Origin of the sequence: Halomonas sp. I1, from assembly GCF_032334135.1 — a bacterium.
GTDB lineage: Bacteria > Pseudomonadota > Gammaproteobacteria > Pseudomonadales > Halomonadaceae > Halomonas.
Genome location: NZ_JAVXUS010000031.1, coordinates 1 through 13,733 on the forward strand (window position 1 = coordinate 1; position 13,733 = coordinate 13,733).

Consider the following 13,733-nt stretch of genomic DNA (forward strand, 5'->3'; position numbering starts at 1 on the left):
TTCACCGCCTGCAACGTTGCCCGTCGCCGGCAGCGGATGCGTACTTTACGGATCACGAGCCGGTGATGCAAGCCCTTCCGACAAAAAATATAGCTCAGCCACGTTCATCCTTCCATGACCATCTCCCCATGGCCATCACGCCCCCCCCCCGACCCCGGACCCACTCGACCGCCTTCATGGCGGCCGAACACGCCAAACCCTCAGATCACGAACAGGTCGACAAACTTGTTGACCGGCGTCGCCTCGAGCCGAGACGGGTCCTTGCACAGAGACATGATCGCCTCGCAACGCCCGCCCGGAAAGCGAGTCGCCAGGTTGCGCTTGAACTTCTCTTCCAGCACCGGGATCCCCTCGGCGCGGCGGCGGCGATGACCGATCGGATATTCGACTTCGACCTTGTCGGTGGCGCTGCCATCCTTGAAGAACACCTGGATCGCATTGGCAATGGAACGATGCTCTGGGTCGTAATAGTCGCGAGAATAGCGTTCGTCCTCGACGACCTCCATCTTGTCGCGCAGCTCGTCGATGATCGGATTGGCAGCGTGGAAATCATCTTCGTAATGCTCAGCCACCAGGTGGCCGAAGATGAGCGGCACCGCCGTCATGTACTGCAAGCAGTGGTCACGGTCAGCAGGATTGGCAAGCTCGCCGGACTTGGAAATGATACGGATCGCCGAGTCATGGGTCGTCAGCACGATTCTGTCGATCTCCCCCAGACGGTCCTTGACCTGCGGATGCAACGTCACGGCCGCCTCGCAGGCGGTCTGGGAATGGAACTCGGCAGGGAAGGAAATCTTGAACAACACATTTTCCATCACGTAGGTACCGAAGTCCCGCTGGAAGGTAAATTTGCGCTCTTCCAGTGCCTTGAGCGACAGATCCTTGTTGGAATGGCTGAAGGCCACGTCATAGAACCCCCATTGCGGCGCACTCAGCACGCCGGGGATACCCATCTCGCCGCGCAGGGCGATATCGGCAAGCCGTACCCCTCGTGAGGTTGCATCTCCCGCCGCCCAGCTCTTTCGCGAACCAGCATTGGGGGCATGCCGATAGGTTCGCAGACTCTGGCCGTCGGCCCAGGCATGCGACAGCGCTGACAGCAACTGCTCACGGTCGGCCCCCATCATCTTGGCGGTCACGGCAGTGGATGCCACCTTGACCAGCACCACATGATCGAGACCGACACGGTTGAATGAGTTGTCCAGGGCAAGAATGCCCTGAATTTCATGCGCCATGATCATGGCTTCGAGGACATCGCGCATGGTCAACGGCGCCTCACCCTCGGCGACACGCTTCTGGGACAGGTGGTCGGCCACCGCCAGGATCCCCCCCAGGTTATCGGACGGGTGCCCCCACTCGGCGGCCAGCCAAGTGTCGTTGTAATCCAGCCAACGGATGATGGCGCCGATGTCCCAGGCGGCCTTGACCGGATCCAGCCGGAAGGAAGTGCCCGGGACACGGGCACCATGCGGCACCACCGTCCCTTCGACCAGAGGCCCCAGGTGCTTGGTGCACTCCGGGAAGCGAAGCGCCAGCAACCCGCAACCCAGGGTATCCATCAGACAATTTCGCGCGGTATCCAGCGCCTCGTCGCTGTCGATGCGATAATCGAGGACATAATCGGCGATCTTGCGCAACTCGGCGTCATAGTCCGGTCGGACATTGCTTTCGACGGTCTGGCTCATGGAAGTGACTTCCTCTTGCTGAAGGGGATCGTGTAACCACCCCGGCACCGATGCGTGTTCAGGGGCGGATCATTCCGGCAGGCCTCGCCGCCACCGAAGCTCACGACAGCGAGACCCGAGCGATTGCAGGGCGCGGTTCTCAGTCACGCTGCTCGATCGGCACCCACTCACTCTTCTCGGGGCCGGTGTAGTCGGCGCTCGGCCGGATGATGCGGTTGTTCTCGCGCTGCTCGAAGACATGCGCACACCAGCCGGTGACCCGCGAGCAGACGAAGATCGGCGTGAACAGTTTGGTGGGGATGTCCATGAAGTGGTAAGCGCTGGCATGGAAGAAGTCCGCGTTGCAGAACAGCTTCTTCTCGCGCCACATGACCGCCTCGACCCGCTCGGATACCGGATACAGAACGGTGTCGCCCACATCCTCGGCGAGCCGGCTCGACCAGTGCTTGATGATGGCGTTGCGCGGATCGGACTCGCGATAGATGGCGTGCCCAAACCCCATGACCTTCTCCTTGCGCTCCAGCATGCCGAGCAATTCGCGCTCGGCCTCATCGGCCGATTGCCAATTCTCGATCATCGCCATGGCCGCCTCATTGGCACCGCCGTGGAGCGGACCACGCAACGAGCCGATGGCTCCTGTCACGCAGGAGTGCATGTCAGAAAGCGTCGAGGCACAGACCCGAGCGGTAAAGGTAGAGGCGTTGAACTCATGCTCGGCATAGAGGATCAGCGAGACGTTCATGACTCGAGCGTGCAGTTCAGAGGCTGGCTCATCGCGCAGCATGTGCAGGAAGTGGCCTCCCACGGACGCATCGTCGGTCTCGGTCTCGATCCGCACCCCGTCATGGGAATAGCGATACCAGTAACAGATGATCGAGGGGAGCACGGCGAGCAGGCGATCGGCGATGTCCTGCTCCTGTGCGAAACTCTCCTCGGTCTCCAGGTTGCCTAGCATGGAAGCACCGGTACGCATCACATCCATCGGATGGGCACTGGCCGGGATCTGCTCGAGCACTGTCTTGAGTGCCGCGGGAAGGCTTCTCAGCCCCTGAAGCTTGGCGACATAGGCATCGAGCTCGGCCTGATTGGGCAACTTGCCTTTCAACAACAGATAGGCCACTTCTTCGAAACGCGCCTTGTCGGCCAGCTCCTTGATGTCGAAGCCGCGATAGGTCAAGCCGGAGCCGGACTTTCCGACGGTGCATAGCGCCGTGGAGCCGGCGCTCTGGCCACGTAGACCGGCGCCATTAGTCGGTTTGTCTGCCATGTCGTGTCTCCTCGTAGTGAGTATTGTTATCGCGTCTCTTCGTGAAACCTTGCTGCACCAATGCGCTACTCATTGCCGTCGTTGCCGGCGAACAAGGCATCGAGCTTGCGTTCGAAATCGTGATAGTTGAGGAAATCGTAAAGCTCTTCCCGTGTCTGCATCTGGTCGACTACATCGCGCTGGTGGCCCTGATCGTGAATACTCTGGTAGACCTTGAGCGCCGCGGCATTCATGGCACGAAAGGCAGAGAGCGGATAAAGCACGATCCGACAGCCCACCTCGCCCAGCTCCTGCTGGGAAAACAACGGTGTCGCGCCGAATTCGGTGATGTTGGCGAGTATCGGGGCGTCCAGGCGCTCGCAGAAGGCACGGTAGTCGTCCAGGGTATGCACAGCCTCGGCGAAGATGGCATCGGCCCCGGCTTCCAGGCAGGCGTTGGCTCGTTCGATGGCAGCTTCCAGCCCTTCTTTCTGGAAAGCATCGGTGCGAGCGATCAGGTAGAAGTCCGGATCGATACGAGCATCCGCCGCGGCCTTGATGCGATCCACCATCTCCTGCCGGGAAACGATGGCCTTGTTGGGCCGATGTCCGCAGCGCTTCTGAGCGACCTGGTCTTCCAGATGCACCGCGGCCACACCAGCACGCTGCATTTCCTTGACGGTGCGCGCGATGTTGAAAGCGCCCCCCCAGCCTGTGTCGATATCCACCAGCAGCGGCAGGTCGGTGGCGCCGCAGATACGGTGGGCATCCTCGACCACATCGTTCATGGTCGTCATGCCGAGATCAGGCAGGCCAAAAGAAGCATTGGCCACGCCGCCACCGGACAGATAGACCGCCTGATGACCAACTCGCTCGGCCATCATCGCCGTGTAGGCATTGATGGTTCCTACGACAGGTAGCGGCCGGTTGGCGTCCAGGGCGGCGCGAAAACGGGCACCGGGGGTAGGTTGCGTCATGACAATCTCCATTATGAACCGGGAGTGTCCAGCGTGGACGTCTCCCCTTCCTGATTCAGAGCGGCAGCGTAGCGGTCGACGACGTTTTCCCGAGAAGCGCTGACGTGACGACGCATCAGCAGTTCGGCAAGCTCGGCGTCTCCGGCCTCGATGGCATCGACGATACGATGGTGCTCGACAAAGGCTCGCTGGGGCCGTGTCCCGCTGGCGCTGAACTGAGTACGATACATACGGACCAAGTAATAGAGGTCATCGCACAATAGCCCCATCAGCATCCGATTGTGGCTGCCCTGGACGATGCGGTAATGGAAGTCCAGGTCGCCTTCGCGCTGGTAATAAGCCTCCCCTCGTCGCAGGTCCGACTGCCGCTCGTGCACGGCCAGCACCTCGCGAAGCCCGGCGATTTCCTCGGCATTCATGTGCTCGGCGGCCAGACGGGCCGCCATGCTTTCCAGGGCCTCACGAACGTCGAAGAGTTCGAGCAACTCCTTGATGGACAGCTTCACCACCCTGGCGCCGACATGCGGCACCCGCTCGATCAGGCGGTGCGCTTCCAGTCGTCGCATGGCCTCCCTCAGGGGGCCACGGGAAATACCATAGGCCTGTGACAGGCCGGGTTCAGTGATCTTGCTGCCCGGCGCCAGTTCACCTCGCACGATGGCATCCTGCAGTTGTTGAAAGACCCGCTCCGCCAGGGTACGGACCTCTGGCGTCGCGGCCGTTCCGGATAAGGCATTGCTCATAGTAATTGTCGACAATGAAATGAATGGAAGCACTTTAGCCACCCCCTATTGTCGGGTCAACACGCGCCCCGATGGAACACTCTCCCCCTTTGGTTGTAGACAACACAGACGGTTACCTTGCGAGTGTCGACAATAGAAAGCCGGCGTTGATCCAACATCTCGGCTCGGCAGGGACAAATACCGCCAAGAGGCCTAGAATGTGGCGCCTGTTGAGGTAAGGCGCGACCATGACATCACCACTCGAAATCACCCCACTGCCGTACCGGACGTCTCCTCTGGAGATCTTTGCGGTCCTGCGTCATCGTCCGGGAGCCGTGCTGCTCGACAGTGGCCGCCCCGAGGCCCCCGGGGGACGCTACGACATCCTCTCGAGCGACCCGCTGGACACCTTCGAGACAGAACGCCGAAACCCGGCCATACCCGGCGAAAGAACGGCCTCTTTCAAGGCCCAGAAAGCCTTGCTTGAGCGACTTCCCCACGAGGTTCCCGACAGTGACCTGCCTTTCCTGGGTGGGTTGATCGGTTACTGGAGCTACGATCTGGGATATCGCCTCGAACCGATTCCCGGCCAGGCCACGGCGGTGGCCAATCTCCCGGATAGCCGCGTCGGCCTCTATGACTGGGCCATCATCCAGGATCACCAACGTTGCGAAGCCTGGCTGGTAGCCAACGCCGCCCGGCGCGACCAGGTGATGACATGGCTGAACACGCCTTCACCCGCCACCGATGCCTTTCACCTGACCGGCCCCTTCCAGCCCGAACAAAGCCGTGATGACTATCTGGCTCGTTTCGAAGCCGTGCAGCATTACATTCGCGCAGGCGACTGCTACCAGATCAATCTTGCGCAGCGCTTCAGCGCGCCCTATAGCGGCGACCTCTGGCACGCTTACCGCCGCCTGCGGCGCGCCACCCCCACTCCCTTTGCCGGCTTCATCGCCTGGGGCAACCAGGGCATCCTGTCGCTGTCACCGGAACGCTTTCTGCATTGCGCCGATGGCCATGTGGAAACCCGACCGATCAAGGGCACCCGTCCACGCGGCCGAACCGAAACAGAGGACCAGACACTCGCCAAGGCGCTCACGGGCAGCGTAAAGGATCGCGCCGAGAACGTGATGATCGTTGACCTGCTGCGTAATGACCTCGGACGGGTCTGCCGCCCCGGCAGCGTCCGAGTACCGCAACTCTGTACCCTGGAAAGCTACGCCAATGTTCATCACCTGGTCAGTGTGGTCATCGGCGAGCTGGATGAAGGCTGCTCACCACTCGAGCTTCTGGCCGCCGCGTTCCCGGGCGGCTCGATCACCGGCGCACCCAAGGTGCGTGCCATGCAGATCATCGACGAACTGGAGCCCTCGGCTCGCAGCGCCTACTGCGGCAGCCTCGGCTATGTCGACGTACGAGGCCGCATGGATACCTCGATCGCCATTCGCACCGCCGTGGCCGACGAGGGCAGGTTGCATCTCTGGGGCGGGGGCGGCCTGGTAGCAGACTCTCGCGGCGATGAGGAATACACCGAGACGCTCGACAAGATTCGGCACCTGATGCAGGCCTTGGCGACATCGGAGTAACAACACGTCTAGGAATAAGAAGAAGACCCCCTTAATCCTTAAGTGAATAAACATCCAATGAATCGGTATTGGGGAAGCCTGTCCCGGCTCTGCTAGTGTGGCATCCAGATCGAATATCACCATCCGGGAGCTTCCCTATGGAGCCGCAACTCGACGTCATCAACCGTGATCTCGGCAACGACCCCGAGGCCCTGATTCGCTGGTCCCTCGAACAGGGCAGCCGACCTGTCTGCACCACCAACTTCCGTCCCTTCGAGGCCGTCATCCTGCACATGGTGGCGCGTCAACGTCCGGACATCCCCATCGTGTGGATGGATCATGGCTACAACACAGACGCCACCTATCGCTTCGCCGATGCGCTCGTGAAGCGCCTCGACCTCAACCTGATCACCTATCTGCCGAAGCGCTCACGGGCCCATCGCGAAGCCGTCGAGGGTCTGATGCCGGGCATCGACGATCCCCGTCATGCGGCCTTCACCGAAGAAGTCAAGCTCGAACCCTTCAATCGCGCCCTGCGCGAGATGGCACCGGATGTCTGGTTCACCGCGCTGCGCGCCGAGGACACACCGGAACGCGCTCGCATGGAGCCAGTGACGCGCAACGCCGATGGCCTGCTCAAGATCGCCCCTCTACTGCACTGGACGGCGCGGGACATGTACCAGTACCTGAAGGCCCATGACCTGCCCAACGAATTCGACTATTTCGACCCCACCAAGGTCGAAGAAAAGCGCGAATGCGGGCTGCACCTGCAACACTGAGCACGAGCGATATGCAGCACTGCACACCTTAAAGAAAGAAGTGCTGATTCACGCCGCGAGCGATGAAAATGTGGGTCGTCGAGCGCAGCAATAAATCAGTGCTTCTTCAGAGGGTGTTTACAAAAGTCACGAGCGACGGCCAGGCCAGGCGAAATCAGCCGACAAATCGTCAGGATTGACGATTTGGGCAGCTCTGCTGCTCGAAGAGCGAGTGACAAGGATGTCACGAGTCAGAACGCGGAGTTTACGAGCGGGTAAATGAGCATTTTGAGGCTGATTTCAACGCCGCATGGGCGAGCGCAGTAGTTTGTAAACACCCTCTCACCGCACCGGCAGCTCGATATCCCGGAACAACACCTCCTCGTGGCGTGGCCCGGCTTCCAGGGCAGCTTCCACCAGCTCCCGCTCAAGATGCCCGGCAAAGCCCTTGAGAAAGTCATACATGTAGCCGCGCATGAAGGTACCCCGCCGAATGCCGATCTTGGTGGTGGAACTGGCGAACAGGTGACCGGCATCCAGCGCGACCAGGTCGTCATCCTGCTCCGGGTCGACGGCCATGTGGGCGACAATGCCCACTCCCATGCCCAGACGCACATAGGTCTTGATCACATCCGAATCGGCAGCGGTCAGCACCACGTTGGGCGATAGCCCCTTGGAACGGAAGGCATCATCGAGCTGCGAGCGCCCGGTAAAGCCGAAGACATAAGTCACCAGAGGGTGCTCGGCCAGGGCCTCCAGAGTCAGGGGCTCGGCTTCTGCCAGAGGATGACCTCGAGGCACCAGCACACAGCGGTTCCAGCGATAGCACGGCAGCAACACCAGGTCATTGAACAGGTCCAGCGATTCGGTACAGATCGCGAAATCGGCCTGACCATCACTGACCATCTGAGCAATCTGGCGAGGCGTGCCCTGCTGCATGTGCAATGCCACATCCGGGTAGCGGCTGGTAAACTCGCGTATCACCGGTGGCAGGGCATAACGGGCCTGGGTATGGGTGGTCGCGATGGCCATGCTGCCACGCCGCTCATCGCTGTGCTCCTGAGAGACGTGCTTGATATTGTCGGTCAAGCGCAGCACCTGACCGGCCAGCTCGATGATCGACTCCCCCGCCGGCGTGACTCGGGTCAGGTGCTTGCCGCTTCGCGCAAAGATCTCGACACCAAGCTCGTCCTCGAGCAGACGAATCTGTTTGGAAATGCCGGGCTGCGAGGTATAAAGGCTCTGAGCAGTCGCTGAAACATTGAGATTATGACGCGAGACTTCCCAGATATACCTCAACTGCTGGAGCTTCATGACCCTCCCCCCTTGCGTGCCGCGACACCATCAAAAGTCCATTGCGGCATAAAAAAATCGTCCGTGATTACTTTATAGCATATCATGAGCATCGTCACCCGAACGAGCCGGCATGCATCCAAGGTCACACACGGATTTGCCAGCATCCCGGTCGACCGCTACCATCGACCGACCAGCATGCTTGCATGCCTGATCTTCCGCGCGATGCCGCGCAACGTAGTAACTGGAGAATCCCATGGCCAATAACGTCGATGTCACCAACGCCAACTTCGAGCAGGAAGTCCTCAACGCCGAGACCCCGGTCCTGCTGAAGTTCTGGGCTCCCTGGTGCGGCCCCTGCAAGGTCATGGCACCGGTGGTCGACGAGGTCGCCGAGGAGCGCGAAGGCAACCTCAAGATCGTCAGCATCAATGTGGATGACGCGCCGGAAATCGCCGCCGAGCAGGGCGTGCGTGGCGTACCCACCGTGATGCTGTTCAAGTCCGGCGCCAAGGTCGCTTCCCTGGTCGGCGCCCAGTCAAAATCACAGTTGACCCAGTTCATCGACCAGAACGCCTGATCGACACCGAGTCGACTCAGTAATGCGACGCGCCCCGGGCTTGCCCGGGGCGCATTGGTTGGCGAAAGCGCTCAGGCGTTCTCTTCGTCTTTCCGTTCATTCTCACCTCTCCGCTCCGATGGCGGCCGATCGGCCTTTTCGATGGGCGCTGTGCCCGGCCCCAGCAAGTGGGCGATCCAGCGCGTCTGCGGATGGCTGTCCAGAGCAATCTTGAGCGTCATCGTCAGCACCACCGACAACAGCATCCCCACCACGCCGAACACCCAGCCCCAGACCACCAGCGACAGAAAGGCAACGAACGTGGACAGCCCCAGCGCCCGCCCCATCACCCTGGGTTCAATGATATTACCGAGCACGAAGTTGACCCCCAGATAAGCGCCGCTGAGTATCAACGCCTTGAACAGACCCCCATCGGGTGACACCAGCAGCAGCAATACCGGCGGTACCGCAGCGATCGCCGAGCCGATGTTGGGGATGTAATTGAGCGCGAACGCCAGCACCGCCCAGAGCAACGGGAATTCCACACCAACCAGTTGGCAGGCCACCCATATCAGAGCACCGGTAGCCAGACTGACCAGCGTCTTGACCGCCAGATAGCGCTTCAGGGTCATGCTGAACTCGTGGAAACGACGCAGGCTCGGGGCGGGGTTGACGAGGGCACGTGACAGCTTGTCGCGAAAGTTCAGCGTCTCGAAGAGCAGGAACATGACCAGCAATGCCACCACCACACTCTGCATCATCAGATTACCGACCTGCCCCAGCAACGCAGGGATCCAGTTGCCGAATTTCTCGGCATCGAACAGATCGGAAAGCCAACCCGTGTCGATGGCCAGCCCAATGCTGGCCAGGCCATCCAGAATGCCGAGATAATACTGGTAGAGCTTTTCCTCGATACCCGGCAGCGCCTCGACAAAGGTCCCGAAGCTATTGACCAGCAAGATGCCCAGCAACGAAATGAAGCCACCGATCACTACAAGGGTCAGCCAGACCGCCAGGCGCCGACTCAGCCCCAGGCGATGCAACCATTGCACGGGAGCCGTGCAGACCACCGCGATGAACAACGACAACAGCAGGGGGACCAGCAGGCTTGCCCCGACCCGCATCCCCGCGACGATGACCACCAGGGCGGCCAGCGCCAGCGTCAGGTTGAGAGGGATGCTACGCTCAAAATCGTCGTCGGGTTGCGCCATGCCCGCCATACTCCACAGATGACAAGAGTGCTCATGATGCCGTCTGCCATGCCAGGGTACAACGCGCCCGTCACGCGAACGGCGATGGATCGTGCAGCAAATACGCAATACGACAGCCTCGAGCGGAGCTCGGGGAACCCGATACCGTCTCGAGGCTCCAAGCACAGACCTCAACCGCGAAAAGGAAAGCGCCATGTCACTCGTTCGTCGACGCCCGTTTCTTCCGGGTGCCCTGCTCTCCGCCCTGCTCCTCGCCACCCCCATGTTGGCCGCCGCGCAGCAGGACACGCCTCGCCATCGGCTTGACGTACAGGCCCAGACCGAACTTCAGGTCGTGCCGGACGAGGCCACCCTGAGCGCACGCCTCTGGGAACGTACCCCCGCCATCGCTCAGCGTGACGATACAAAGACCGATGCAAAGGCATTGGCCAAGGCTCGCCAGCGCCTCGAAGAACGTGCCGCCACCTTGATTCAGACCCTGGAGGATGCCGGCCTGGAACGTGACGCCATCAGCGCAGGATCGTTGCGCGTGCAGCCCGAGTCACTGCAAGGCAAGAGAGAGGGAGAGTCGAAGCCGACTCCCATGGTGCGGACTCGCCTGGAGCGGCCCTTCCAGATCGAGATCACCGATCTCGATGATCTACCGATGATGCTCGATGCCCTCACCGAGGCCGGTGTCAACGCCCTCGACGGCGTCACCTATGATCTCTCCGACCGCGAACAGGCAACTGACGAAGCGCTGACCAAGGCGCTGGAAAAGGCACGCCACAAGGCCGAGCTGATGGCTCAGACCCTCGGCGTGACCCTCGGGCCGGTGATCAACGTGAGTGAAAGCCGTTCACCGGTGTTCCAGCCGCGCATGATGGCCATGAGCGCCGACGCCGCTCGCGAAAGCGCCGGCTCCGGCCCGGAATACCGTCCCGGCACCATTACCCTCGATGCCATGGTCAATGTCAGCTGGGAAATCGCATCCGAGCAATAAGACAACGAGTACCGGCAAGCCCTTCGGGGCTTGCCCAGACACTCACTCTTCCTCATCACTCTCCTCGTCATCCAGGCGCAGGAAGGTTCGACGATAATGCGCCAGTTCGGCGATCGATTCCTTGATGTCGTCCATGGCCAGGTGAACGTTGCGCTTGCTGAAGCCGACCAGCGCCCCAGGATTCCAGCGCTTGGCCAGCTCCTTGAGGGTCGAGACGTCCAGGTTGCGGTAGTGGAAGAAGGCCAGCAGCTCGGGCATCTCGCGCTCCAGGAAACGGCGATCCTGATGGATGCTGTTGCCGCACATCGGCGAAGTGCCAGGCGCCACATGCTCGTTCAGGAAGGCCAGCGTCTCACGCTCGGCCTTGGCCGTGTCGACGGTACTCGCCTTGACCCTTGCGACCAGGCCCGAGTCGCCGTGAGTCTTCCGGTTCCAGTCATCCATTGCCTCGAGCAGGGCATCGGGCTGATGGACGGCGATCACCGGGCCCTCGGCGATCACGTTGAGATCGGCATCGGTGACCAGGGTGGCCACCTCGATGATGCGTTCGCGGTTCGGGTCGAGTCCGGTCATTTCCAGGTCGATCCACACCAGGCGCTGGGTGCGCGGATCCTGGGCATCTTGGTTCGCGGCCATGGGACATTCCTTGGTCGAGCGGCCGACGACAGCCGGCCCCGTTGGTGAGTACAATACCGCCATTGTACCGACCTTCGGGCCCTCATGAGCAAACGCAAGTTGACCCGCCAGCAGCGCTGGCGCATCGAGAAGATCCAGGCCGAACGGGCCAAGCGCGCCGAGAAACGCGGCCAGCAGGACGCCGACAAGCTCGACGCTGGCGAGTACGGCGCCGAACAGACCGGGCGAGTAATCGCCCACTTCGGCCGTACCCTCGACGTCCGCCCCGAAAGCAACGGCGATCCGGTACGCTGCCACCTGCGCGCCAATCTGGAGGGGCTAGTCACCGGCGACCGAGTGATCTGGCGCGCCGGCCAGGACGGCAGCGGTGTGGTGGTGGCCCGCGGCGAGCGCCAGAGCGTACTCGAACGCCCCGACGCCCGAGGACAGCTCAAGCCGGTGGCCGCCAACATCGACCAGATCCTGATCGTCTTCGCCGTGGAACCCGAGCCCCACGCCAACCTCATCGATCGCTACCTGGTCGCCGCCGAGGCGACGGGCATCGCCCCGGCACTCGTGCTCAACAAGGCCGACCTGCTGCCCGATAGCGGCGGCGAGCTCGGCGCGCTACTGGACCGCTACGCAGCGCTGGGCTATCCGGTGGTGACGACCAGCACCGCCCGCGACGGCGGCCTGGACGCCCTCCACCAACGGCTGGCCGCGCGCACTTCAGTGTTCGTCGGCCAGAGCGGGGTCGGCAAGTCCTCACTCATCGACCGCCTGCTGCCGGGCGAGGACCTGCGCATCGGTGCCCTGTCCGAGGATTCCCGCAAGGGCCGCCACACCACCACCACCGCTCGGCTTTACCGCTTCGCCCCGGGCAACCGGGACGACGCCGAGGCCGGCGAGTTGATCGACTCCCCGGGGATCCGCGAGTTCGGCCTGATCCATCTGGACGAGACCCAGGTAGCCGAGGGCTTCATCGAATTCCGCGACCACCTGGGACACTGCCGCTTTCGCGATTGCCGACACCGCCACGAACCGGGCTGCGCGCTGCTCGCCGCCGTGGACAACGGCGAGATTCACGCTGACCGCTTTGCCAGCTTTCGTCGTATCATCGACAGTCTCGACGAGACTTGAGATAAAGACGGCATCCCCCGAGTCGGGACGATGCCGGCCAGTACGATTCAGGCCGGGAAGCTTAAGGAGAGCACCATGAGTTCCGAAGACAACCTGCTGCCACTGATCATCGAGCCCGAGCAGCTCGCCGAAAAGCTGGATGCCCCTTCGCTGTTGATCATCGACGTGCCGCTGAAGGCCGAGAGCCACGAGCAGGGCCACGTGCCCGGCGCGGTCTTCCTGGACCACAAGCGGCTGCTGCGCGGCGAGGGCGAGGTGCCCAACGAGGTGCCGGACACCGACGCATTATCGGCGCTGTTCTCGTCGCTGGGGCTGACCCGGGACACCCATGTGGTCGCCTACGACGACGAGGGTGGCGGCTGGGCCGGCCGGCTGCTGTGGACCCTGGAGCTGATCGGCCACACCCGCTACTCCTACCTCAACGGCGGCATCCACGCCTGGCGGGCCGCCGGGCAGCCGACCTCCACCGAGCCGACCGCACCAACGCCCAGCGACTACCAGGCCGAGATCCTCCACCCCGAGGTGGCCATCGACCGCGTCGAGCTGGCCGAGCGCCTGGGCGAGCAGGGCTTCGCGATCTGGGACGCTCGCTCGCGCGCCGAGTACGACGGCGAGAAGGGCGACAACCAGCGGCTCGGCCATATACCCGGCGCAGTGAACATGGACTGGATCGACGCCATGGACAAGGCGCGCGACCTGCGCCTGCGTGACTACGCCGAGCTAGTCACCGAGCTCGAGGCCCTGGGCCTGACCCCGGACATGGAAGTGGTCACCCACTGCCAGACCCACCACCGCAGCGGCTTCACCTGGCTGGTGGGCAAGGCGCTGGGCTTCGAGAAGATGCGCGCCTACGCCGGCTCCTGGAAGGAATGGGGCAACCGCGACGACACGCCGATCGAGAAGCCGTAAGCCGTAAGCCGTAAGCCGTAAGCCGTAAGCCGTAAGCCGCGAGCATCGAGCCACGAGATTCGAAGGGC

13 protein-coding genes are annotated in these 13,733 nt (G+C 62.2%); 6 read left to right on the plus strand and 7 right to left on the minus strand.

The features are described from left to right. Positions 1–200 precede the first annotated feature (200 nt). The 4 genes from prpD to RSO41_RS18275 form a co-directional block, all read right to left on the minus strand. Positions 201–1,685 carry a 2-methylcitrate dehydratase gene (gene prpD, locus RSO41_RS18260; protein ID WP_315620691.1) on the minus strand — a complete coding sequence of 495 codons (1,485 nt, stop codon included), beginning with the start codon at positions 1,683–1,685 and terminating at the stop codon, positions 201–203. 139 nt (positions 1,686–1,824) lie between these two features. Then, positions 1,825–2,952, minus strand: a complete 1,128-nt coding sequence (gene prpC, locus RSO41_RS18265) for a 2-methylcitrate synthase (RefSeq protein WP_315620692.1) — start codon at positions 2,950–2,952, stop codon at positions 1,825–1,827. A gap of 65 nt (positions 2,953–3,017) precedes the next feature. After that, positions 3,018–3,908 carry a methylisocitrate lyase gene (gene prpB / locus RSO41_RS18270; protein ID WP_315620693.1) on the minus strand — a complete coding sequence of 297 codons (891 nt, stop codon included), beginning with the start codon at positions 3,906–3,908 and terminating at the stop codon, positions 3,018–3,020. Between the two features lie 11 nt (positions 3,909–3,919). Continuing rightward, positions 3,920–4,651 (minus strand): GntR family transcriptional regulator, encoded by a 732-nt coding sequence (locus RSO41_RS18275; protein WP_315620694.1) that lies wholly within the window; start codon positions 4,649–4,651, stop codon positions 3,920–3,922. A gap of 227 nt (positions 4,652–4,878) precedes the next feature. Between RSO41_RS18275 and pabB the strand changes: the two genes are divergently transcribed. Together pabB and RSO41_RS18285 are read left to right on the plus strand one after the other, a co-directional pair. Further along, complete coding sequence (pabB, locus tag RSO41_RS18280) at positions 4,879–6,219, plus strand: aminodeoxychorismate synthase component I (RefSeq protein WP_315620695.1); 1,341 nt, start codon at positions 4,879–4,881, stop codon at positions 6,217–6,219. Positions 6,220–6,356: 137 nt separating this feature from the next. After that, the gene (locus tag RSO41_RS18285) at positions 6,357–6,977 is read left to right on the plus strand and encodes a phosphoadenosine phosphosulfate reductase family protein (RefSeq protein ID WP_315620696.1); all 621 of its coding nucleotides are present in this window, start codon (positions 6,357–6,359) and stop codon (positions 6,975–6,977) included. Positions 6,978–7,298: 321 nt separating this feature from the next. Here the strand turns inward: RSO41_RS18285 and cysB are convergent, their stop codons facing one another. Beyond that, the gene (gene cysB, locus RSO41_RS18290; protein WP_315620697.1) at positions 7,299–8,270 is read right to left on the minus strand and encodes an HTH-type transcriptional regulator CysB; all 972 of its coding nucleotides are present in this window, start codon (positions 8,268–8,270) and stop codon (positions 7,299–7,301) included. A gap of 235 nt (positions 8,271–8,505) precedes the next feature. Here cysB and trxA point away from each other — a divergent pair, with 235 nt between their 5' ends. After that, the gene (gene trxA / locus RSO41_RS18295) at positions 8,506–8,829 is read left to right on the plus strand and encodes a thioredoxin (RefSeq protein WP_275289390.1); all 324 of its coding nucleotides are present in this window, start codon (positions 8,506–8,508) and stop codon (positions 8,827–8,829) included. A gap of 71 nt (positions 8,830–8,900) precedes the next feature. Here the strand turns inward: trxA and RSO41_RS18300 are convergent, their stop codons facing one another. Continuing rightward, the gene (locus RSO41_RS18300; RefSeq protein WP_315620698.1) at positions 8,901–10,019 is read right to left on the minus strand and encodes an AI-2E family transporter; all 1,119 of its coding nucleotides are present in this window, start codon (positions 10,017–10,019) and stop codon (positions 8,901–8,903) included. 193 nt (positions 10,020–10,212) lie between these two features. Between RSO41_RS18300 and RSO41_RS18305 the strand changes: the two genes are divergently transcribed. Further along, positions 10,213–11,001, plus strand: coding sequence for an SIMPL domain-containing protein (locus RSO41_RS18305; RefSeq protein ID WP_315620699.1), 789 nt, complete (start codon positions 10,213–10,215; stop codon positions 10,999–11,001). Between the two features lie 42 nt (positions 11,002–11,043). Here the strand turns inward: RSO41_RS18305 and orn are convergent, their stop codons facing one another. Further along, positions 11,044–11,637: an oligoribonuclease gene (orn, locus tag RSO41_RS18310; RefSeq protein ID WP_315620700.1), complete on the minus strand. Its 594-nt coding sequence runs from the start codon at positions 11,635–11,637 to the stop codon at positions 11,044–11,046. A gap of 84 nt (positions 11,638–11,721) precedes the next feature. Between orn and rsgA the strand changes: the two genes are divergently transcribed. Then, positions 11,722–12,756 (plus strand): small ribosomal subunit biogenesis GTPase RsgA, encoded by a 1,035-nt coding sequence (gene rsgA, locus RSO41_RS18315; RefSeq protein WP_315620701.1) that lies wholly within the window; start codon positions 11,722–11,724, stop codon positions 12,754–12,756. A gap of 75 nt (positions 12,757–12,831) precedes the next feature. Continuing rightward, the gene (locus tag RSO41_RS18320; RefSeq protein WP_315620702.1) at positions 12,832–13,665 is read left to right on the plus strand and encodes a sulfurtransferase; all 834 of its coding nucleotides are present in this window, start codon (positions 12,832–12,834) and stop codon (positions 13,663–13,665) included. Positions 13,666–13,733 lie beyond the last annotated feature (68 nt).

Excerpts from the sequence above, each read along its gene's own strand:
- rsgA (WP_315620701.1), top strand. The coding sequence starts at position 11,722 with ATGAGCAAACGCAAGTTGACCCGCCAGCAGCGCTGGCGCATCGAGAAG.
- trxA (WP_275289390.1), top strand. The coding sequence starts at position 8,506 with ATGGCCAATAACGTCGATGTCACCAACGCCAACTTCGAGCAGGAAGTC.
- pabB (WP_315620695.1), top strand. The coding sequence starts at position 4,879 with ATGACATCACCACTCGAAATCACCCCACTGCCGTACCGGACGTCTCCT.
- prpB (WP_315620693.1), bottom strand. The coding sequence starts at position 3,908 with ATGACGCAACCTACCCCCGGTGCCCGTTTTCGCGCCGCCCTGGACGCC.
- prpD (WP_315620691.1), bottom strand. The coding sequence starts at position 1,685 with ATGAGCCAGACCGTCGAAAGCAATGTCCGACCGGACTATGACGCCGAG.
- prpC (WP_315620692.1), bottom strand. The coding sequence starts at position 2,952 with ATGGCAGACAAACCGACTAATGGCGCCGGTCTACGTGGCCAGAGCGCC.
- RSO41_RS18320 (WP_315620702.1), top strand. The coding sequence starts at position 12,832 with ATGAGTTCCGAAGACAACCTGCTGCCACTGATCATCGAGCCCGAGCAG.
- RSO41_RS18305 (WP_315620699.1), top strand. The coding sequence starts at position 10,213 with ATGTCACTCGTTCGTCGACGCCCGTTTCTTCCGGGTGCCCTGCTCTCC.
- orn (WP_315620700.1), bottom strand. The coding sequence starts at position 11,637 with ATGGCCGCGAACCAAGATGCCCAGGATCCGCGCACCCAGCGCCTGGTG.
- RSO41_RS18300 (WP_315620698.1), bottom strand. The coding sequence starts at position 10,019 with ATGGCGCAACCCGACGACGATTTTGAGCGTAGCATCCCTCTCAACCTG.
- RSO41_RS18285 (WP_315620696.1), top strand. The coding sequence starts at position 6,357 with ATGGAGCCGCAACTCGACGTCATCAACCGTGATCTCGGCAACGACCCC.
- RSO41_RS18275 (WP_315620694.1), bottom strand. The coding sequence starts at position 4,651 with ATGAGCAATGCCTTATCCGGAACGGCCGCGACGCCAGAGGTCCGTACC.
- cysB (WP_315620697.1), bottom strand. The coding sequence starts at position 8,270 with ATGAAGCTCCAGCAGTTGAGGTATATCTGGGAAGTCTCGCGTCATAAT.